17 protein-coding genes and 1 riboswitch are annotated in these 20585 nt (G+C 41.8%); of the genes, 14 read left to right on the plus strand and 3 right to left on the minus strand.

Annotated elements, in window-relative coordinates; all coding sequences use genetic code 11:
- Nucleotides 1-13: 13 nt before the first annotated feature.
- Nucleotides 14-1075: a DNA polymerase IV gene (gene dinB / locus NMM17_RS00980; RefSeq protein WP_254753665.1), complete on the minus strand. Its 1062-nt coding sequence runs from the start codon at nucleotides 1073-1075 to the stop codon at nucleotides 14-16.
- Between the two features lie 238 nt (nucleotides 1076-1313).
- Here dinB and pflB point away from each other — a divergent pair, with 238 nt between their 5' ends.
- Nucleotides 1314-3638, plus strand: a complete 2325-nt coding sequence (gene pflB / locus NMM17_RS00985) for a formate C-acetyltransferase (protein WP_000260632.1) — start codon at nucleotides 1314-1316, stop codon at nucleotides 3636-3638.
- 338 nt (nucleotides 3639-3976) lie between these two features.
- On the opposite strand, the gene NMM17_RS00990 is transcribed toward pflB, so the two are convergent.
- Nucleotides 3977-5416, minus strand: a complete 1440-nt coding sequence (locus tag NMM17_RS00990; protein ID WP_004241354.1) for a TrkH family potassium uptake protein — start codon at nucleotides 5414-5416, stop codon at nucleotides 3977-3979.
- Nucleotides 5417-5419: 3 nt separating this feature from the next.
- On the minus strand, nucleotides 5420-6769 hold the full coding sequence (gene trkA, locus NMM17_RS00995; RefSeq protein WP_254753666.1) for a Trk system potassium transporter TrkA: 1350 nt from the start codon (nucleotides 6767-6769) through the stop codon (nucleotides 5420-5422).
- A 188-nt stretch (nucleotides 6770-6957) separates the two neighbouring features.
- On the opposite strand from trkA, the gene NMM17_RS01000 reads away from it, so the two are divergent.
- The 13 genes from NMM17_RS01000 to NMM17_RS01060 all read left to right on the plus strand — a co-directional run bounded on the left by NMM17_RS01000 (nucleotide 6958) and on the right by NMM17_RS01060 (nucleotide 20539).
- Entirely contained in the window at nucleotides 6958-7806 is an 849-nt protein-coding gene (locus tag NMM17_RS01000) for an S-adenosyl-l-methionine hydroxide adenosyltransferase family protein (RefSeq protein WP_001063591.1), read from the plus strand.
- Nucleotides 7807-7821: 15 nt separating this feature from the next.
- A complete protein-coding gene (locus tag NMM17_RS01005) occupies nucleotides 7822-8367 on the plus strand; it encodes an ECF-type riboflavin transporter substrate-binding protein (protein ID WP_000795923.1) in 546 nt (181 codons plus the stop codon).
- A gap of 274 nt (nucleotides 8368-8641) precedes the next feature.
- Nucleotides 8642-10324: an ABC transporter ATP-binding protein gene (locus NMM17_RS01010; protein ID WP_000656562.1), complete on the plus strand. Its 1683-nt coding sequence runs from the start codon at nucleotides 8642-8644 to the stop codon at nucleotides 10322-10324.
- Nucleotides 10309-11139 (plus strand): energy-coupling factor transporter transmembrane protein EcfT, encoded by an 831-nt coding sequence (locus tag NMM17_RS01015; RefSeq protein WP_254753667.1) that lies wholly within the window; start codon nucleotides 10309-10311, stop codon nucleotides 11137-11139. Before NMM17_RS01010 ends, NMM17_RS01015 begins: the two co-directional genes overlap by 16 nt.
- Before the next feature lie 192 nt (nucleotides 11140-11331).
- On the plus strand, nucleotides 11332-11835 hold the full coding sequence (locus NMM17_RS01020; protein ID WP_000181383.1) for a tRNA (cytidine(34)-2'-O)-methyltransferase: 504 nt from the start codon (nucleotides 11332-11334) through the stop codon (nucleotides 11833-11835).
- 59 nt (nucleotides 11836-11894) lie between these two features.
- Nucleotides 11895-12113, plus strand: a riboswitch (FMN riboswitch).
- Between the two features lie 153 nt (nucleotides 12114-12266).
- On the plus strand, nucleotides 12267-12830 hold the full coding sequence (locus NMM17_RS01025) for an ECF transporter S component (RefSeq protein WP_000185834.1): 564 nt from the start codon (nucleotides 12267-12269) through the stop codon (nucleotides 12828-12830).
- The gene (locus NMM17_RS01030) at nucleotides 12820-13470 is read left to right on the plus strand and encodes a phosphatase PAP2 family protein (RefSeq protein ID WP_024056908.1); all 651 of its coding nucleotides are present in this window, start codon (nucleotides 12820-12822) and stop codon (nucleotides 13468-13470) included. Before NMM17_RS01025 ends, NMM17_RS01030 begins: the two co-directional genes overlap by 11 nt.
- Before the next feature lie 27 nt (nucleotides 13471-13497).
- Nucleotides 13498-13917: a chromosome partitioning protein ParB gene (locus tag NMM17_RS01035; RefSeq protein WP_000867300.1), complete on the plus strand. Its 420-nt coding sequence runs from the start codon at nucleotides 13498-13500 to the stop codon at nucleotides 13915-13917.
- Nucleotides 13918-13921: 4 nt separating this feature from the next.
- The gene (locus tag NMM17_RS01040; protein ID WP_025171450.1) at nucleotides 13922-14371 is read left to right on the plus strand and encodes a GNAT family N-acetyltransferase; all 450 of its coding nucleotides are present in this window, start codon (nucleotides 13922-13924) and stop codon (nucleotides 14369-14371) included.
- 270 nt (nucleotides 14372-14641) lie between these two features.
- Nucleotides 14642-15688 (plus strand): phenylalanine--tRNA ligase subunit alpha, encoded by a 1047-nt coding sequence (gene pheS / locus NMM17_RS01045; protein WP_031237702.1) that lies wholly within the window; start codon nucleotides 14642-14644, stop codon nucleotides 15686-15688.
- A 120-nt stretch (nucleotides 15689-15808) separates the two neighbouring features.
- Complete coding sequence (pheT, locus tag NMM17_RS01050; RefSeq protein ID WP_254753668.1) at nucleotides 15809-18214, plus strand: phenylalanine--tRNA ligase subunit beta; 2406 nt, start codon at nucleotides 15809-15811, stop codon at nucleotides 18212-18214.
- Between the two features lie 235 nt (nucleotides 18215-18449).
- On the plus strand, nucleotides 18450-19343 hold the full coding sequence (locus tag NMM17_RS01055; RefSeq protein WP_254753669.1) for an ABC transporter ATP-binding protein: 894 nt from the start codon (nucleotides 18450-18452) through the stop codon (nucleotides 19341-19343).
- On the plus strand, nucleotides 19340-20539 hold the full coding sequence (locus NMM17_RS01060) for an ABC transporter permease (protein ID WP_254753670.1): 1200 nt from the start codon (nucleotides 19340-19342) through the stop codon (nucleotides 20537-20539). The genes NMM17_RS01055 and NMM17_RS01060 overlap by 4 nt, the downstream gene beginning before the upstream one ends.
- The last annotated feature ends 46 nt before the right edge of the window (nucleotides 20540-20585 follow it).

Below are 20585 nucleotides of genomic sequence, written 5' to 3' on the forward strand. Positions count from 1 at the left end.
GCTCTTCAAGGTTTTAAAATCCAGTAAGGGTAATCCCCAATAGGCGGACACCTCTTTCTTTTTCGCTTAACTCTTCATAGAGTTGCAGGGCTATTTGACTTATCTGACTAGCATCCTGTGTTTTTTGAACAATACTTTTTCGTTTAGTAAGAGTTGAAAAGTCTTCGTAGCGGATTTTCAAAATGACAATTTTTCCAGCTTTTTCTTGTTGATGTAGATTGAGAGCAACTCTTTCTGATAGAAGAGCCAGCTCTTTTTTGATGTCTTCCTCAGCACGGAGAATCTTTCCATAGGTTTTCTCCTTCCCGATTGATTTACGGATGCGATTGGATTTGACGGGGGAATTGTGAATACCACGAGCCTTTCGATAAAGGTCATAGCCCAGTCTTCCAAAACGGTCTATTAGGGTCACTTCAGGAACTTCAAGTAGATCAGCGCCAGTAAAAATCCCCATTTGATGAAGACGTTCCACCGTCTTTTTTCCTACTCCATGAAACTTGGAAATATCCATTTGTTTGAGAAAGTCCTCAGCCTGGTCAGGTAGAATCACTGTCAAACCATGAGGTTTTTGATAATCGCTAGCCATTTTAGCTAAGAATTTGTTATAAGAAACGCCAGCAGAAGCAGTTAGATGGAGTTCTTGCCAGATATCCTCTTGAATGAGGCGAGCGATTTTGACCGCTGACTTGATACCGAGTTTATTTTCTGTTACATCCAAATAGGCTTCGTCAATACTCATAGGTTCAATCAAATCTGTATAGCGCTTAAAAATAGCTCGGATCTGGAGTCCTACAGATTTGTATTTCTCATAATTTCCTGAGATGAAGACGGCTTGGGGACAACGTTCATAGGCTTCCTTAGAACTCATGGCTGAATGGACACCAAAAGCTCGTGCCTCATAGCTACAGGTAGAAACGACACCACGCCCACCTGTTTGCCGAGGGTCGCTTCCGATAATGACAGGTTTTCCTCTGAGTTTAGGATTATCCCTGATTTCTACCGCAGCAAAAAAGGCATCCATGTCAATATGGATGATTTTTCTTGACAAATCATTTAACAAAGGAAAAATCAACATGCCTAGCCCCCTTTTTACTGCTTATTTTCTTTTATTATACCCTTTTTTCTGAAAAAAGGGAAAAAGGGTATATTTTTTTCAAAAATATAATACAGTTTGGAACAAAATATAGACTGTTTTAGAAAAGAAAGTGTAAAAATAAGGGTTTTCTACTTGTTGAAATCGGTTACTGTGTGTTATACTTGTCTCATGAATGTAACAGATTGTTGTTGCTAGAAAGAAAAAAGAGGACATTAACATGGTTGTTAAGACAGTTGTTGAAGCACAAGATATTTTTGACAAAGCTTGGGAAGGCTTCAAAGGCGTAGATTGGAAAGAAAAAGCAAGTGTATCACGCTTCGTACAAGCTAACTACACACCTTATGATGGAGACGAAAGCTTCCTCGCAGGACCAACAGAACGTTCACTTCACATCAAAAAAATTGTAGAAGAAACTAAGGCACACTACGAAGAAACTCGTTTCCCAATGGACACTCGTCCAACATCTATCGCTGATATCCCAGCAGGATTTATCGATAAAGAAAATGAAGTTATCTTCGGTATCCAAAACGATGAACTCTTCAAATTGAACTTCATGCCAAAAGGTGGTATCCGTATGGCTGAAACTACTTTGAAAGAAAATGGATACGAACCAGATCCAGCTGTTCACGAAATCTTTACTAAATACGTAACAACAGTTAACGACGGTATCTTCCGTGCCTACACTTCAAACATTCGTCGTGCACGTCACGCACACACTGTAACTGGTCTTCCAGATGCATACTCACGCGGACGTATCATCGGTGTTTATGCACGTCTTGCTCTTTACGGTGCAGACTACTTGATGCAAGAAAAAGTAAACGACTGGAACGCAATCGAAGAAATCGATGAAGAAACAATCCGTCTTCGTGAAGAAATCAACCTTCAATACCAAGCATTGCAACAAGTTGTTCGCTTGGGTGACCTTTACGGAGTTGACGTTCGCAAACCAGCGATGAACGTTAAAGAAGCTATCCAATGGGTTAACATCGCCTTCATGTCTGTCTGCCGTGTTATCAACGGTGCTGCTACATCTCTAGGACGTGTACCAATCGTATTGGACATCTTTGCAGAACGTGACCTTGCTCGTGGTACATTTACTGAATCAGAAATCCAAGAATTCGTTGATGATTTCGTTATGAAACTTCGTACAGTTAAATTTGCTCGTACAAAAGCTTACGACCAATTGTACTCAGGTGACCCAACTTTCATCACAACTTCTATGGCTGGTATGGGTAACGACGGTCGTCACCGTGTTACTAAGATGGACTACCGTTTCTTGAACACACTTGACAACATCGGTAACTCTCCAGAACCAAACTTGACAGTTCTTTGGACTGATAAATTGCCATACAACTTCCGTCGCTACTGTATGCACATGAGCCACAAACACTCTTCAATCCAATATGAAGGTGTAACAACAATGGCTAAAGACGGATATGGTGAAATGAGCTGTATCTCATGCTGTGTGTCTCCACTTGACCCAGAAAATGAAGAACAACGCCACAACATCCAGTACTTCGGTGCGCGTGTAAACGTATTGAAAGCCCTTCTTACTGGTTTGAACGGTGGTTACGACGATGTTCACAAAGACTACAAAGTATTTGACATCGAACCAATCCGTGACGAAGTTCTTGAATTTGAATCAGTTAAAGATAACTTTGAAAAATCTCTTGACTGGTTGACTGACACTTACGTAGATGCTTTGAACATCATCCACTACATGACTGATAAGTACAACTACGAAGCTGTTCAAATGGCCTTCTTGCCAACTAAACAACGTGCCAACATGGGATTCGGTATCTGTGGATTTGCCAACACTGTTGATACATTGTCAGCTATCAAATACGCTACAGTTAAACCAATCCGTGATGAAAATGGCTACATCTACGATTATGAAACAATCGGTGAATACCCACGTTGGGGTGAAGATGACCCACGTTCAAACGAATTGGCAGAATGGTTGATCGAAGCTTACACAACTCGTCTACGTAGCCACAAACTTTACAAAGACGCTGAAGCTACAGTATCACTTTTGACTATCACATCTAACGTTGCTTACTCTAAACAAACTGGTAACTCACCAGTCCACAAAGGTGTATACCTCAACGAAGATGGTTCTGTGAACTTGTCTAAACTTGAATTCTTCTCACCAGGTGCTAACCCATCTAACAAAGCTAAAGGTGGATGGTTGCAAAACTTGAACTCACTTTCTAGCCTTGACTTCAGTTATGCAGCTGATGGTATCTCATTGACTACACAAGTATCGCCTCGCGCTCTTGGTAAGACTCGTGACGAACAAGTTGATAACTTGGTAACAATCCTTGATGGTTACTTTGAAAACGGTGGACAACACGTTAACTTGAACGTTATGGACTTGAACGATGTTTACGAAAAGATCATGTCAGGTGAAGATGTTATCGTACGTATTTCTGGATACTGTGTAAACACTAAATACCTCACTCCAGAACAAAAAACTGAATTGACACAACGTGTCTTCCACGAAGTTCTTTCAATGGATGATGCCTTGGATGCGTTGAGCTAATCAAGTTCTTGAATAATGAAATAAAGAACCCTCGGTCAGTCGACTGAGGGTTGTTTTTGGGCTCTTAAATTCCTTAAGTCAGGTATTGAAATGTCTGACCGGGATTCAAAGATACTTGTTGAGTTGCGGGAGGTATTTGATACTCAATGAAAATCAAAGAGCAAACTAGGAAGCTAGCCGCAGGTTGCTCAAAGCACCGCTTTGAGGTTGTAGATAAGACTGACAAAGTCAGTCACACATATACGGCAAGGCGAAGCTGACGTGGTTTGAATTTTATTTTCGAAGAGTATGAAAATAAAAATACCACACTTTGTAAGGAAACAAGGTGTGGTTGTATTTTATCTCTTAGACCAAGTTCTCCTCATAAAGAGAAGTAAGATTGGGTAAATCTCCAAGCGCCCTGCAATCATTGCAAAGGAGAGGAGAATTTTTGAGATAGGACTAAAGATTGAGAAACTAGAAGTGGTTCCTAGGATAGGTCCGATATTATTGAAACAGCTAAAGACAGCGCTGGTCACAACCAGAAAATCATTGCTATCTAAGCTGACAATGAAGATAAGGGATAGCAAAATCATAGAATAGATGACAAAGTACTTGAGAATCTTATGCTGGGTATCTTTGTCAATTACCGTTTTATTAACATGGAGGGTCAAAATACGGTGGGGCGATAGGATTGATAAAATCTGATTTTTAGCAATTTTTGAAAGGATTAGGCCTCGGATAACCTTGAGTCCACCTGCGGTTGATCCAGCAGAGCCACCGATTCCCATGAGGAAGAGAAGGATAAACTGGGAGAAGAGGGGCCAGTTGGTAATGTCTCCGTAACCAAAACCAGTCGTTGTAATGATATTGGAAACCTGGAAGAAGGCCATTTCAAAACTCTTTGAAAATCCTGGATAGAGATAGAGAGTATTGAGGCTAATCAAGCCTGTAGAAAGCAGAACAATGACCAAGTAAGCACGAAGTTCCTCGTCACCAAAGAAGGCTTTGACGCGACGGAGCATGAGGTAGTAGTAGAGATTGAAATTTACCCCAAAAACCAGAACTCCGATACTAACCAGATAGGTAATCAGTGAGCTGCCATAGTGGGCAATCCCGTCGTTATAGACGGTAAAGCCTCCTGTACCTGCTGTCCCCATAGCAATGACAAAACTATCAAATAGGGGCATGCCAGCCAGATAATAGATGATGACAAAGAGGGAGAAGAGAGCTAGATAAAGGAGATAGAGAATCTGGGCAGTGTTTTTTAGTTTGGATACTACTTTACCAAAAACAGGGCCAGGAACCTCAGCCTTCATCACTTCTAGGTGACTATTCTTGGCATTATCCATAATAGCAAGTGCAAAAACAAGCACTCCCATCCCTCCAATCAAGTGGGTAAAACTTCGCCAGAAGAGGAGGGAACGACTGAGGACCGAAACGTCGTTCAGAATAGTTGCTCCAGTAGTTGTAAAGCCAGAACTGATTTCAAAAAAGGCATCGATAACGCTGGGAATTTGCTTAGCAAAAACAAAGGGGAGACCGCCAAAGAAGGACCAAAGGATCCAACAGAGGGCAACAATCAAGACTCCCTCCTTGGGATAAATCCGTTGATTTTTGGGCTTTTGTAAAATTCCTGAACCGCCTAGTAATACGAGAATCCCTATTGTTGAAAAGAGGGCCGTAAAGACTTGGCTCGATTCACGGTAATAGAGAGCGACAGACACAGGAACCAAAAGAAGAACAGCTTCAATCAAAAGTAATTTTGAAAGGAGGTAACGAATCATACTTTTATTCATTTCTTACCTCGCGATCAAGTCATAAATCTTGGTGATGTTTGGCAACAAAGTTGTTACTAGGAGCTTGTCTCCAACTTCCAACATATCCTCCCCAGTTGGGAAAATAGTCTTGCCCTTTCGAATGATGGCTGCAATAAGAACCCCTTTTTTCAATTTCAGTTGAGAAAGAGGTTTGGCAGTCATTTTATTGGCTTCCTTGATATGGAATTGTAGGGTTTCGATTTGGCCATTGGCTAGATGGTGCATGGCTTGAAGGTCTGAATACTGGGCATTAACACGACCACGAATAAAGTGCATAATCGTATCTACAGCGATGCTTTTAGGTGTGATGATACTTGAAAAATCAGGTGCATTGATGATCTCGAGGAGACTGGTACGATTGACCTTGGTGATATTTTTTTGTACACCTACCCTGTCAAGGAACATAGAGGTAATTAGATTTTCCTCATCGACTCCTGTTAGAGTGGCAACGACATCATAGTTTTGAGCACTTTCTTCCAGCAGGGTATCTTTTGCGGTTCCATCTCCTTGAACGATGTAGAGATTTGGGAATTTCTCGCTAAAGAAGCTGGCGATTTCGGGATTGATTTCAATGACTTTTGTATCGATACGACTGTCTTTGAGAATACCAAGTAGATAATAGGCAATTCTACCTGCACCGACGATGAGAAGGCTCTTCACGGCACGAGACTTGAAATAATTATGGAAGAGCATCATGTCAACACGGTTACCAGTGACAAAGATTCTATCTTTATCCTGTACAGTCATGTCACCGCTTGGAATGATAATTTGATGATCCCTCTCTATCGCACATAGAATGACATTGCCAAATTTTTTCCGAAAATCAGAAATGGGCATTTGGCAAAGACCACTGGAGGATTTAACAGTGAATTCCATCAAGCTGACCCGTCCCCCAAAGAAACGTTCGACAGATAGGGCGTTGGGGAAGTCAATGATATTCGCGATAGCGCGGGCAGCCAAGAGCTCAGGGTTAACGATAAGAGAAAAACCGAGAATATTCTTTTCCTTGAAATAAGAGTTAGAATATTCAGGGTTCCGCACCCGAACGATGGTCTCTTTAGCTCCCATTTTTTTGGCTAGAACGGCTGCAATCATGTTCACTTCATCGTATTCAGTCAGGGCGATAAAGATATCACAATCCTGGACACTGGCTTGCTCAAGGATGGTAAAATCGGCCCCGTTACCAAGGATACCCATGATATCAAAGCGATTAACAATATGATTGAGGACAGCTTCGTCTTGCTCAATCAGCAAAACATCATGCTTTTCTGCAACCAAAGAGCGACAGAGGGCAGAACCAACTTTTCCCCCTCCGACAAGGATAATTTTCATAATAAAACCTACTTTTTCATGATGTAACTATCATACCTTTTTTCAAGAAAAAATGCACCTACTAGCTAATCACCAGAGTTTTTAGTAGGAAATTTGCTATAAGGTAAAACTATACCCTAAGCAATTGAAATAGCTATTAGCGACTTTCTCTGAAATATGGTATGATAAAGGGTGTATAAGGAGATAAAATGAATAATAATTTACTGGTATTACAATCAGACTTTGGTCTGGTAGATGGTGCGGTATCGGCTATGATTGGAGTGGCTTTAGAAGAATCTCCAACCTTAAAAATTCATCACTTGACGCACGATATTACGCCTTATAATATTTTTGAGGGGAGTTATCGTCTCTTTCAGACGGTGGATTACTGGCCTGAGGGAACGACTTTTGTATCGGTTGTCGATCCAGGTGTCGGCTCGAAACGTAAGAGTGTAGTTGCCAAGACTGCAAAAAATCAATACATTGTCACGCCAGATAATGGGACGCTTTCTTTTATCAAGAAACACGTTGGCATTGTAGCTATTCGTGAGATTTCTGAAGTGGCCAATAGACGTCAAAATACAGAGCATTCTTATACCTTCCACGGTCGTGATGTCTATGCCTATACTGGTGCTAAACTGGCCAGTGGTCACATTTCTTTTGAGGAAGTGGGACCAGAGCTCAGTGTGGATCAGATTGTGGAGCTTCCAGTCGTAGAGACCATCATTGAAGACCATTTGGTGAAGGGAGCTATTGATATTCTGGATGTGCGTTTCGGCTCGCTTTGGACCTCTATCACACGAGAAGAGTTTTACAAGCTGGGACCAGCATTCGGTGACCGTTTTGAGGTGACTATCTATCATGCAGATATGCTGGTCTATCAAAATCAGGTTGTTTATGGCAAATCATTTGCAGATGTGAGAATTGGGCAACCCATCCTTTACATCAACTCTCTCTATCGTTTAGGTCTGGCTATCAACCAAGGTTCCTTTGACAAGGCCTATAATGTGGGTGTCGGTTCATCTTGGACCATTGAAATAAAGAAAATAGAATCATAAAATAGGAGAATATAGATGAAAAATCAATCAATTAAACAAGTTGTTGCTATCGGTGTTGGAGCTGCGCTCTTTGTTGTCATCGGGATGATTAGTATTCCAACGCCTATTCCAAATACAAGCATCCAGCTTCAGTATGCGGTACAGAGCCTCTTGTCTATTATTTTTGGCCCTCTAGTGGGACTACTTGTTGGTTTAATTGGGCATGCAGTGAAGGACTCTCTTGCTGGCTACGGTCTATGGTGGACTTGGATTATCGCTAGCGGCCTCTTTGGTCTAGCTGTGGGGCTATTTAGAAAGTACGTTCGCGTGATCAATGGTGTCTTTGACTGGAAAGATATTCTTATTTTTAACCTCATTCAACTACTTGCAAATGCCCTTGTTTGGGGTGTCTTGGCACCACTTGGAGATGTTGTGATTTATCAAGAAGCGGCAGAAAAAGTATTTGCACAAGGAATTGTTGCGGGAATTGCTAATGGTGTATCTGTAGCTATTGCAGGAACTCTTCTCTTGCTTGCCTATGCAGGAACTCAAACTCGTGCAGGAAGTTTGAAAAAGGACTAAAATTATGGGGAAGGCTGGGCAACCAGTCTTTTTCGATGTTTATAGATTAGTTAGGCAAGTAAGCTAGGATAGGAATCTTTTTGGCGCTAAGATTTTAAGAGAAGAGACTGCAAGAAGGGGTTAATTTATGATAAAATAGAAGTCTAATACTCTGCGAAAATCTAATTCAAACCGCGTCAGCTTAGCCTTGCCGTACTTAAGTACAGTCTACGGCTAGCTTCCTAGTTTGCTCTTTGATTTTCATTGAGTAGAAGAAGCGAATGAAGAGAGTAAGATGAAAGAAGCTATAATTGAGTGGAAGGATTTCTCTTTCCGGTATGAAACGCAACAAGAACCGACCTTGCAAGGAGTGGACTTAACCATTTACAAGGGAGAGAAAGTCTTAATTGTTGGGCCATCTGGGTCAGGTAAGTCTACCTTGGGTCAGTGTTTGAATGGGATTATTCCAAATATTTACAAGGGTCAGACATCTGGAGAATTTTTGATCAAGGGGCAAGCGGCCTTTGATATGAGTATCTATGATAAATCTCATCTGGTTAGCACGGTTTTGCAGGATACAGATGGGCAGTTTATCGGTTTATCCGTGGCAGAGGATTTGGCTTTTGCTCTAGAAAATGATGTAACAAGTTTAGAAGAGATGAAAAGCCGTGTTCATAAATGGGCTGAAAAGCTGGACCTTCTTTCTTTACTGTCTCAGCGTCCTCAGGATTTGTCAGGTGGACAAAAGCAGCGAGTCAGTCTGGCTGGTGTCTTGATTGATGAGAGTCCGATTCTTTTGTTTGATGAGCCACTCGCCAATCTCGATCCCAAGTCAGGTCAGGATATTATCGAATTGATTGACCAGATTCATAAGGAAGAGGGGACGACGACCCTTATTATTGAGCACCGTTTGGAGGACGTTCTGCATCGTCCTGTTGATCGGATTGTCTTGATAAACGATGGTCGTATTCTCTTTAATGGTAGCCCTGACCAACTACTGGCGACTGATTTATTGACTCAAAATGGAATTCGGGAACCCCTTTATCTAACCACTCTCCGTCAATTGGGTGTGGATTTAGCCAAGGAAGAACAGTTAGCAAATCTGGATAACTTGTCTATCTCAAAAGGCCAGGTTCAGTTGCAGACTGAATTGGTAAAAGAGACACCAGATTTACAGTCACTCTTTAGACTAGAGGACGTATCTTTTTTTTATGATGATAGACCGATTTTAAAATCCATTTATTTAGATATTAAAAAGGGTGAAAAGATTGCCATTGTCGGAAAAAATGGAGCAGGGAAATCAACCCTTGCTAAGGCCTTAAGTAGCTTTATCCAGACTGAAGGCCGTTATCTGTGGGAAGGACAGGATATAAAAGGAGATTCTGTTGCAGAGCGGGCGGAACGAGTAGGCTATGTGCTGCAAAATCCCAATCAAATGATTTCAACCAATATGATTTTTGATGAGGTGGCTCTGGGACTTCGTTTGCGAGGTGTGGGCGAGCAGGAAATTGAAACGAGAGTTTATGAAACCTTGAAAATCTGTGGTCTCTATGAATTTCGTAATTGGCCCATTTCTGCCCTGTCATTTGGTCAGAAAAAACGTGTGACCATTGCTTCAATTTTGGTCTTAGGGGCTGAAATTATTCTCCTAGATGAACCGACAGCAGGTCAAGACCAGAAGAACTATACTGAGATTATGGAATTTCTTGAAGAACTGCATCAAAAAGGTCATACTATTGTCATGATTACTCATGATATGCAATTGATGCTGGATTATTCAGATCGGGCCCTTGTCATGGTGGATGGGGAATTGATTGCCGATACTAATCCAGCTAGTCTGTTGAGCAATCCTGAGCTGTTAGTAAAAGCCAACCTAAAAGAAACCTCTATCTTTAACTTGGCTAAGAAACTCGATGTGGATCCACTTGCTTTAACGGCATTTTACAAAGAAAGGAGAGAAGGATGCAAGCTAAATTAATTGGTTACCAGCATAGAGATACTGTGATTCATCGCTTGTCAGGAGCTGGAAAACTTCTCTTTTTCATCCTTGTGTCATTGGCGGCCATGATTAGCTATGATACCAGACTGCTTGTTCTGATTGCCATCTTTTCGGTCTTTCTCCTCTATTTGTCAGAGATCCGTTTTAAAGATGTTTCCTTTGTAGCCGTTTTTGCGACGGTATTTGCCGTTTTAAACGTCTTGATGGTCTATCTCTTTTCTCCTGAGTATGGGGTTGGACTTTACGGAGAGAGAAGTGTGATTTGGCAGGGAATCGGTGCCTACACTCTGACCAGTCAAGAGCTCTTTTATCTGCTAAATCTGGCCATTAAGTATCTCTGCACCATTCCTCTAGCTATTATCTTTTTGATGACAACTCATCCTAGTCAGTTTGCATCTAGTTTAAATCAAATTGGTGTGCCTTATAAGATTGCCTATTCAGTCAGCCTGACCTTGCGATATATTCCAGATTTGCAGGAAGAATTCTTTACTATCAAGATGTCTCAGGAAGCGCGTGGGATGGAATTATCCAAGAAAGCTTCTCTTATGCAACGAATCAAAGGCAATCTGCGCATTATCACTCCCTTGATTTTCAGTTCGCTAGAACGCATTGATACCATCGCGACCGCCATGGAGCTTCGCCGCTTTGGAAAAGAGAAAAAGCGGACTTGGTATAGTTATCAGACCTTGAAAAAAGGAGATTATCTTACCTTGCTCTTGGCAGCTGTGTTTTTAGTAGCTAGTTTACTACTTATCTTGCAGAATCAGGGACGATTTTACAACCCTTGGAAATAGCTTGAAAAAATTGAAAAAATCAAGTCGTTTCTATTGACAATGATTCTGAAAGTGTTATACTAAGAAAGTAGTTTCGCTGATTTACTTCAAACCTGTTGTGAGGTAAGTTAACGATGCCTTAACCACGCTGTTTGCTGAGCTTGACTCCGGGCAGTGTGGCTATTTTTTTGCAATGGTAAAAGGAAGCAAGTCATGACAAATCACATTGTATTATTTGAACCACAAATTCCACAAAATACAGGCAATATCGCGCGTACTTGCGCTGCAACCAATTCTCCCCTCCACATCATCAAGCCTATGGGCTTTCCTATCGATGACCGCAAGATGAAGCGAGCTGGTTTGGATTATTGGGATAAGCTAGAGATTTATTTTTACGAGAGTTTAGAGGATTTCATGTCTCAGATGAAGGGAAAACTCTATCTGATTTCTAAATTCGCTGAGAAAGTGTATTCTGATGTGGATTTATCGACTAACGAAGACCATTATTTTCTATTTGGACGTGAAGACAAGGGCTTGCCTGAGGACTTTATGCGAGAACATCCTGAGAAAGCTCTCCGTATTCCTATGAATGATGAACATGTCCGCAGTCTCAATGTGTCTAATACCGTCTGCATGATTGTCTATGAGGCTCTCCGCCAGCAGAACTTTGCAGGTCTTGAGCTTGTTCATACCTATGAAGTGGATAAATTGAAATAAAAAATGAAAATGAAAATGAACAAAATGCTTGCGCTTGCAAGCGTTTTTTGTTATGATAAAAGAGTCTTCAGGGCAGGGTGTGATTCCCGACCGGCGGTAAATTTGACTAGCTATTTTAGCTTTCTCGTCGTTGTCTTGTCTCGATATACTTTAAGTATTATCTTCGACTGCGACGCCTAGATAAATCTAAAATATCTTAGCCAAATAAGTCCGCGAGCGCAAGCTGATGTGGTGAGATTCCACAACCGACAGTATAGTCTGGATGGGAGAAGACGAAAGAATAGCTTTGTCTGTTCTGATAGATTTATAGCCAAACTGTAACCGCTTGCTCAACGGAGTTAGAGGGAACTTTTGGGATATAAAAAGTGAGAATAGATAGAGGAATCCTTTCTAACTTCTTCTGATTTTATAGAAAATTGGAGGAACCTGTTATGACAAACACACGTCGACTTTCGACCATTGCGATTTTATCAGCCATCTCATTTGTGCTGATGTACTTTGACTTTCCGCTTTTACCAGCGGCGTCCTTCCTCAAGATCGAATTTAGTATCTTGCCAGTCCTTGTGGGCTTAGTGGTCATGGATTTGCCTGCTGCTCTAGGAGTTCTCTTGCTTCGCTCACTCTTGAAACTGCTTCTTAACAGTCAGGGAGTGAATACTTACATTGGTTTGCCAATGAATATCGTAGCTTTGGGAGTTTTTGTCATCGTATTTGCTTTGATTTGGAAAAAGGAACGGACAACCCTTCGTTTCCTACTAGGCTCTCTAGCTGGGACTATTGGTTTAACCGTGGCTATGTTGGTTCTCAATTATGTTTATGCTGTTCCTTTGTACGCTAAGTTTGCTAACTTTGATATTGGAAAAATTTTGGGACTTTCCAACTACCTAATGACCATGGTATTACCTTTTAACTTGATTGAGGGTGTAATCTTTTCCGTTTCATTCTGGTTGTTGTATGTTCTCTTGAAACCAACCTTAAAACATTATGAGAGATAAACAAACATTTTTAATGAAGGGCAGTTTTGCCCTTTTACTTTTCGTTATTCTTGGCTACATGGTCAAATTTTACCCTGAAACGCTGGTCGGTTTTGACCAACCGATACAGACTGCCGTTCGAGGAGACTTGCCAGATTACTTGACTATTCTTTTTAGGGCCATCACACGCTTGATTGATATTCCAGTGATTATCACTTGGGTTGTCATTACAGCTTTTGTCTTTTATCGTAAGCGGTGGAAGGTAGAAAGTTTCTTCATGCTGGGAAATCTGGCTTTGGCAGGTCTTTTAATCGTGACCTTTAAAAATATTTACCAGCGCCCACGACCAGCTATTTTACACTTGGTTGAGGAGAAGGGATTTTCCTTTCCAAGTGGCCATTCTCTGGCTGTAACCTTGATGGTCGGTTCTCTGATTATCATTCTCAGTCAACGGATGAAAAATCCAGTCTGGAGAAAAATCGTACAAATCGTCCTTGGTCTCTACCTAGTCAGTGTGCTGGTATCAAGGGTCTATCTGGGAGTTCACTATCCATCAGATGTCCTTGCCAGTCTCTGTGTGGGCTTGGGAGTCCTGTTTATCGAGTTTCCCTTCTATGACAAGCTCCGATTCCAATGGCGATTTAAAGGCAAGCAGAAGTGAGTATCAAATTCCTTTGAGGAGAAAGAAATGAAAGTCAATATAGCAGATCTTCATCCGACTCAACTATACTTATCAGAAAAGAAGTTGCAAGATATTCAGATGCTTTACCAGTCGGCAGAAACAATCCAAGTCGATCCAATCAGTATTCTTGCCTTTGGAAATTGCTTGTTGATTACAGATGGACATCACAGGGCTTATCAGGCTTTATTGGCAGGTCGGGATACGATTTCTGCTGAGTGGGATAGAGATGGTGGTGATGAACTATATCATCTCTATGCGCAAGCTTGTGAGGAAAGAATGATTTACTCTGTTCTGGATTTAAAAAATCATATCTTAGCTCAAGATGAGTATGAAGCAAAATGGTATAACTGGTGTGATGGTTTTAATCAAGCAGCAACTATTTTGTGGAAAAGGAAAGCAGATGAAACGGATTTTACAAATAGATAATGCACTGCGTCTTGTTCCTTATTATAAGGTCAATCATTGTGAAGAAGCTTTTGCTTGGTATCAGGATGTGAACTTAGTTCACCTCGTAGATGGTGTGAAGAAACCTTATAGTCAAGAAACTTTGGAAGCTATGTATTCCCATTTGGATCAGCATGGTGAACTTTTTTGGATTGAAGTCAAGGAGAAGGGAGAATGGTTTCCAATTGGGGATGTTACACTATCTCAGGATAATCTCCCCATTGTGATTGGGAATTCCGCTTACCAACATCGAGGACTTGGAAAAAAGATTCTAAGTGCTTTGATTGAATTGGCTCGAGTAAAAGGATGGAAAGAATTGAGAGTCAAGGAAATCTACACCTACAATCATGCTTCTAGGAGGTGTTTCAAGTCGCTTGGATTTGTGGAAAATGGAGCAACAGAAAAAGGAATGAGTTTTGTATTGAAATTAATCTAATCTAACTTGTTTTTTAACTCAAAATCTGATAAACTATGTAGTAATTGAATAGAAATCTGCAAGACTAGTAACTCAAGGGAAGTATATCAGGGAGGAGAGCCGTGACTGCAAGCTCTCTATATGAAAGCTGGGTGAATTCACTTGTGCATGGATTTAGAAATGAAGGTCTGACTTGTCAGATAAAAACGGATGGTACCGCGTGTCAACGCTCCGAGTGGAGTTTTTGGCATGTGGTTTTCTTTTTATCTACGAGAGACTGATGGAGGAATTATGTCAACTATTGAAGAACAATTAAAAGCGCTTCGTGAAGAAACGCTGGCTAGCTTGAAGCAGATTACTGCTGAAAATAAAAAAGAGATGCAAGATTTGCGTGTTTCTGTCCTTGGGAAAAAGGGTTCACTTACTGAAATCCTCAAAGGGATGAAAGATGTCTCTGCTGAGATGCGTCCGATTATCGGGAAACACGTCAATGAAGCTCGTGATGTCTTGACAGCAGCCTTTGAAGAAACAGCTAAACTATTGGAAGAAAAGAAAGTCGCAGCTCAACTGGCTAGCGAGAGTATCGATGTGACACTTCCAGGTCGCCCTGTTGCGACGGGTCACCGCCACGTTTTGACACAAACCAGTGAAGAAATCGAAGATATTTTCATTGGTATGGGTTACCAAGTCGTGGATGGTTTTGAAGTGGAGCAAGACTACTATAACTTTGAACGTATGAACCTTCCGAAAGATCATCCAGCCCGCGATATGCAGGACACATTCTATATCACTGAAGAAATCTTGCTCCGTACTCATACATCTCCTGTGCAGGCGCGTGCTATGGATGCTCATGATTTCTCTAAAGGCCCTTTGAAAATGATCTCACCAGGGCGTGTCTTCCGTCGTGACACAGACGATGCGACCCACAGTCACCAATTCCACCAAATCGAAGGTTTGGTTGTTGGGAAGAACATTTCTATGGCAGACCTTCAAGGAACCCTTCAGTTGATTGTGCAAAAAATGTTTGGCGAAGAGCGTCAAATTCGTTTGCGCCCCTCTTACTTCCCATTCACAGAACCATCTGTTGAGGTGGATGTTTCGTGCTTCAAATGTGGTGGTGAAGGATGTAACGTATGTAAGAAAACTGGTTGGATTGAAATCATGGGTGCTGGTATGGTTCACCCACGTGTTCTCGAAATGAGTGGAATTGATGCAACGGTCTACTCTGGATTTGCCTTTGGTCTTGGACAAGAGCGTGTAGCTATGCTCCGTTACGGAATCAACGATATCCGTGGATTCTACCAAGGAGATGTCCGCTTCTCAGAACAGTTTAAATAAGATTGAAACCTGAAACACAGTCCTAGTCAGCTACTCTTGACGAGAAATGGTGAGGACTGACTCGAAGAAAAAGAAAGGAATTGAAAAGGTCTTACTTGGTGGGACCTTACAATCAGAATTATGCTTGTATCTTATAAATGGTTAAAAGAATTGGTGGACATTGATGTGCCATCACAAGAGTTGGCTGAAAAAATGTCAACCACAGGGATCGAGGTAGAAGGTGTGGAATCACCGGCTACCGGTCTCTCAAAAATTGTCGTCGGTGAGGTCTTGTCTTGCGAAGATGTGCCAGAAACTCACCTTCATGTTTGTCAGGTTAACGTTGGCGAAGAAGAAGCCCGTCAAATTGTTTGTGGTGCACCGAATGTGCGTGCTGGTATCAAAGTCATGGTGGCTCTTCCAGGAGCTCGCATCGCTGACAATTACAAGATCAAAAAAGGGAAAATCCGCGGTCTTGAGTCACTTGGGATGATTTGTTCCCTTGGTGAATTGGGAATTTCTGACTCAGTTGTGCCTAAGGAATTCGCAGATGGAATCCAAATCTTGCCAGAAAAAGCCGTTCCTGGGGGTGAAGTCTTCTCATACCTAGACTTGGATGATGAAATCATCGAACTTTCAATCACACCAAACCGTGCAGATGCCCTTTCTATGCGTGGAGTAGCTCACGAAGTGGCTGCCATCTATGACAAGGCGGTCAACTTTAAAGAATTTACTCTTTCAGAAACTGACCAAACTGCAGCAGATGCTCTTTCTGTGGGCATTGAGACAGACAAGGCGCCTTACTATGCAGCTCGTATCTTGGACAATGTGACTATCGCACCAAGTCCACAATGGTTGCAAAACCTTCTTATGAATGAAGGTATCCGTCCTATTAACAACGTGGTGGACGTGACAAACTACATCCTGCTCTACTTTGGTCAACCAATGCATGCTTTTGACTTGGATACCTTTGAAGGGACTGACATCCGTGTGCGTGAAGCTCGTGCTGGTGAAAAATTAGTGACCTTGGATGGTGAAGAACGTGACTTGGAAACAAATGACCTAGTCATCACTGTCGCAGACAAGCCAGTAGCCCTTGCAGGTGTCATGGGCGGTCAAGCAACAGAAATCTCTGAGAAATCTAGTCGTGTCGTCCTTGAAGCTGCAGTCTTCAACGGAAAATCAATCCGTAAGACTAGTGGTCGCCTCAACCTTCGTTCTGAGTCATCTTCTCGCTTTGAAAAAGGGATCAATGTGGCAACAGTCAATCAAGCCCTTGATGCGGCAGCTAGCATGATTGCAGAGCTTGCAGGTGCGACGGTACGTAAAGGTATCGTTTCAGCAGGTGAGCTTGATACCTCTGATGTGGAAGTTTCTTCAACTCTTGCCGATGTTAACCGTGTCCTCGGAACTGATCTTTCTTATGCTGATGTAGAAGACGTCTTCCGTCGTCTTGGCTTTGGTCTTTCTGGAAATGCAGACAGCTTTACAGTCAGCGTACCACGTCGTCGTTGGGATATCACCATCGAAGCAGACCTCTTTGAAGAAATCGCTCGTATCTATGGTTATGACCGCTTGCCAACCAGCCTTCCAAAAGATGATGGTACAGCTGGTGAATTGACTGCAACCCAAAAACTCCGCCGTCAAGTTCGTACGATCGCTGAAGGAGCAGGTTTGACAGAAATCATCACCTACGCTCTAACAACTCCTGAAAAAGCAGTTGAGTTTACGGCTCAACCAAGTAACCTTACGGAACTTATGTGGCCAATGACAGTGGACCGTTCTGTCCTCCGTCAAAATATGATTTCAGGTATCCTTGATACTGTTGCCTACAATGTGGCTCGTAAGAACAAAAACTTGGCCCTTTATGAAATCGGAAAAGTCTTTGAGCAAACTGGTAATCCAAAAGAAGATCTACCAAACGAAATTAACAGTTTTGCCTTTGCCTTGACAGGCTTGGTTGCTGAAAAAGATTTCCAAACAGCAGCGGTTCCAGTTGATTTCTTCTATGCTAAAGGAATCCTTGAAGCCCTCTTTGCTCGTTTGGGACTAGAAGTGACCTATACAGCTACAGCTGAAATCGCTAGCCTCCACCCAGGTCGTACAGCAGTCATTTCACTCGGTGACCAAGTTCTTGGTTTCCTTGGTCAAGTACACCCAGTCACTGCTAAGGCTTACGATATTCCAGAAACGTATGTAGCTGAGCTCAACCTTTCAGCCATCGAAGTAGCCCTTCAACCTGCTGCTCCATTTGTGGAAATCACGAAATTCCCAGCAGTCAGCCGTGACGTTGCTCTTCTCCTCAAGGCAGAAGTAACTCACCAAGAAGTTGTAGATGCTATCCAAGCTGCCGGCGTGAAACGTTTGACAGATATCAAACTCTTTGATGTTTTCTCAGGCGAAAAATTGGGACTTGGTATGAAGTCAATGGCTTATAGCTTGACTTTCCAAAATCCAGAAGATAGCTTAACGGACGAAGAAGTCGCACGCTATATGGAAAAAATCCAAGCTTCTCTCGAAGAAAAAGTCAATGCAGAAGTGCGTTAAATCATCAATCCATCCTTCGGGGTGGATTTTTGCTTTTCAAATAACAATTCAGGATTAAAAATAGACAGTTGAGGAACAGAGAAGATAAATTGAAGTTTGCTACTGTATAATGTACTCATAGCTCAAAGTATTCCAAGATTTTTTACTAAAATGAGGATGATAAAAATGGACAAAAATTATTGTAAAGGCTATCAAAAAAGAGTATAATGAGTGAAAGAAATTTCGGAGGTGAAAGATGCTAGAAGTAAGAAGTCTAGAGAAAAGTTTTGGACCCAAGCAAGTTTTGTTTGGTATTGACTTTCAAGCACGACCAGGTCGTATTTTGGGACTAGTCGGGAAAAATGGTGCTGGAAAGACAACGATTTTCCACAGTATTTTGAAATTCCTAGAATATCAAGGAGAAATTAGTCTAGATGGTCAGGATATTCGTCAGGAGACCTACGCTCGGATTGGCTATCTGCCTGAAGAACGCAGTCTCATACCTAAATTGACAGTCCTTGAACAAGTTCGTTACTTGGCGACTCTAAAAGGTATGGATGCCAAGGAGATCAAGGAAAAACTCCCTCAATGGATGAAGAGGTTGGAAGTGAAAGGGAAGCTGACTGATAAAATCAAGAGTCTGTCAAAAGGAAATCAGCAGAAGATTCAGCTCATTATTACTCTGATTCATGAACCAGACTTGATTATCTTGGATGAGCCTTTCAGTGGATTGGACCCAGTTAATACAGAATTGCTCAAACAAGTCATTTTTCAAGAAAAAGAACGTGGGGCAACCATTATCTTTTCTGACCATGTCATGACCAACGTCGAGGAGCTTTGTGACGATATTCTCATGATTCGAGATGGTCGTGTAGTCTTGCATGGGCCGGTCCAGGATGTCCGTAATCAATACGGGAAAACGCGTCTCTTTGTTTCAAGTGAGCGAAGCAAGGAAGAATTGGAAAAACTTCCTCATGTTAAACAGGTGAGCTTGACCAAACAAGGCAGTTGGAAATTGATCTTGGAGGATGAGAGCGCTGGAAGGGAACTCTTCCCAATCTTGACTCAGGGGCAATATATTGCAACCTTTGATCAACAAGCGCCAACAATCGATGAAATCTTTAAACTAGAATCAGGGGTGGAAGTATGAGAAATATGTGGGTTGTAATCAAGGAAACCTATCTTCGACATGTCAAATCGTGGAGCTTCTTCTTTATGGTGATTTCACCATTCTTGTTTATCGGTCTCTCTGGAGGAATTGGCTATCTCCAAGGCTCATCAATGGCTCAAAGTGGTAAGATAGCAGTGATTAGCACGGTTCCAGCTGTGACAGAAGGTCTCAAATCTACCAATGGTCTCAATTTTGATTATCAGGATGAAGCCAGTGCCCAAGTTGCTATCAAAGATGAGAAAATCAAGGGTTATCTAACCATTGACCAAGAGGACAGCGTCCTCAAGGCAGTCTATCACGGTGAAACTTCCCTTGAGAGTGCTATTAAGCTAGGAGTAACGAGCAAGTTAAATGAGCTTCAAGATCAACTCAATCGTTCGGCAGCTAATTTGTCGCAAGAGCAGGAAAAACGCTTGGAACAAACAGTTAACTTTACGGAGAAAATTGATGAATCCAAGGAAAATAAAAAAATGATTCAAACAATTGCGGCTACAGCGGTTGGAGCCTTTCTCTATATGATTTTAATTACTTATGCTAGTGTCACTGCTCAGGAAGTGGCTAGTGAGAAAGGGACTAAAATCATGGAGGTGGTCTTCTCTAGCATTCGAGCTAGCCATTATTTCTATGCTCGTATGCTTGCCTTGTTACTCGTGATTTTGACTCATATCGGCATCTATGTCGTGGGTGGTCTCGCTGCAATTCTGCTCTTTAAGGATTTGCCATTATTAGCTCAGTTTGGTATTCTGGACCATTTGGGAGATGCTTTCTCTCTAAATACCTTGCTCTTTATTTTGGTCAGTCTCTTTATGTACGTAGTTTTAGCAGCCTTCCTAGGTTCTATGGTTTCTCGTCCTGAGGATGCAGGAAAAGCCTTGTCACCTTTGATGATTATAATTATGGTAGGCTTTGTGGGAGTTACTGCTTTAGGTTCTGCAGGGGATAATTTGATCTTGAAAATCGGTTCATATATTCCCTTTATTTCGACTTTCTTCATGCCATTTAGAGCTATTAATGGTTATGCAAATGGCCTAGAAGCTTGGATTTCGCTTGCTATTACGATTGCTTTTGCAGTAATTGCAACAGTCTTTATTGGGCGTATGTATGCTAGTCTCGTTCTGCAGACAGATGATTTAGGTCCTTGGAAAACCTTTAAACGTGCCTTATCTTATAAATAGAAGAGCCTCGCGAAAGCGAGGTTTTTGAGAGACAAAAAGAGTGGAA

Origin of the sequence: Streptococcus sp. CF7_Ac1-12 (assembly GCF_024295905.1) — a bacterium.
In the GTDB taxonomy this organism is placed as follows: Bacteria; Bacillota; Bacilli; order Lactobacillales; family Streptococcaceae; genus Streptococcus; species Streptococcus mitis_AP.

What these genes read in the sequence shown, in the direction of transcription:
- NMM17_RS01010 (WP_000656562.1), top strand. Translation starts at nt 8,642, where the DNA reads ATGAAAGAAGCTATAATTGAGTGGAAGGATTTCTCTTTCCGGTATGAA.
- pheT (WP_254753668.1), top strand. Translation starts at nt 15,809, where the DNA reads ATGCTTGTATCTTATAAATGGTTAAAAGAATTGGTGGACATTGATGTG.
- dinB (WP_254753665.1), bottom strand. Translation starts at nt 1,075, where the DNA reads ATGTTGATTTTTCCTTTGTTAAATGATTTGTCAAGAAAAATCATCCAT.
- pheS (WP_031237702.1), top strand. Translation starts at nt 14,642, where the DNA reads ATGTCAACTATTGAAGAACAATTAAAAGCGCTTCGTGAAGAAACGCTG.
- NMM17_RS01000 (WP_001063591.1), top strand. Translation starts at nt 6,958, where the DNA reads ATGAATAATAATTTACTGGTATTACAATCAGACTTTGGTCTGGTAGAT.
- NMM17_RS00990 (WP_004241354.1), bottom strand. Translation starts at nt 5,416, where the DNA reads ATGAATAAAAGTATGATTCGTTACCTCCTTTCAAAATTACTTTTGATT.
- pflB (WP_000260632.1), top strand. Translation starts at nt 1,314, where the DNA reads ATGGTTGTTAAGACAGTTGTTGAAGCACAAGATATTTTTGACAAAGCT.
- NMM17_RS01005 (WP_000795923.1), top strand. Translation starts at nt 7,822, where the DNA reads ATGAAAAATCAATCAATTAAACAAGTTGTTGCTATCGGTGTTGGAGCT.
- NMM17_RS01035 (WP_000867300.1), top strand. Translation starts at nt 13,498, where the DNA reads ATGAAAGTCAATATAGCAGATCTTCATCCGACTCAACTATACTTATCA.
- NMM17_RS01015 (WP_254753667.1), top strand. Translation starts at nt 10,309, where the DNA reads ATGCAAGCTAAATTAATTGGTTACCAGCATAGAGATACTGTGATTCAT.
- NMM17_RS01055 (WP_254753669.1), top strand. Translation starts at nt 18,450, where the DNA reads ATGCTAGAAGTAAGAAGTCTAGAGAAAAGTTTTGGACCCAAGCAAGTT.
- NMM17_RS01025 (WP_000185834.1), top strand. Translation starts at nt 12,267, where the DNA reads ATGACAAACACACGTCGACTTTCGACCATTGCGATTTTATCAGCCATC.
- NMM17_RS01020 (WP_000181383.1), top strand. Translation starts at nt 11,332, where the DNA reads ATGACAAATCACATTGTATTATTTGAACCACAAATTCCACAAAATACA.
- trkA (WP_254753666.1), bottom strand. Translation starts at nt 6,769, where the DNA reads ATGAAAATTATCCTTGTCGGAGGGGGAAAAGTTGGTTCTGCCCTCTGT.
- NMM17_RS01060 (WP_254753670.1), top strand. Translation starts at nt 19,340, where the DNA reads ATGAGAAATATGTGGGTTGTAATCAAGGAAACCTATCTTCGACATGTC.
- NMM17_RS01030 (WP_024056908.1), top strand. Translation starts at nt 12,820, where the DNA reads ATGAGAGATAAACAAACATTTTTAATGAAGGGCAGTTTTGCCCTTTTA.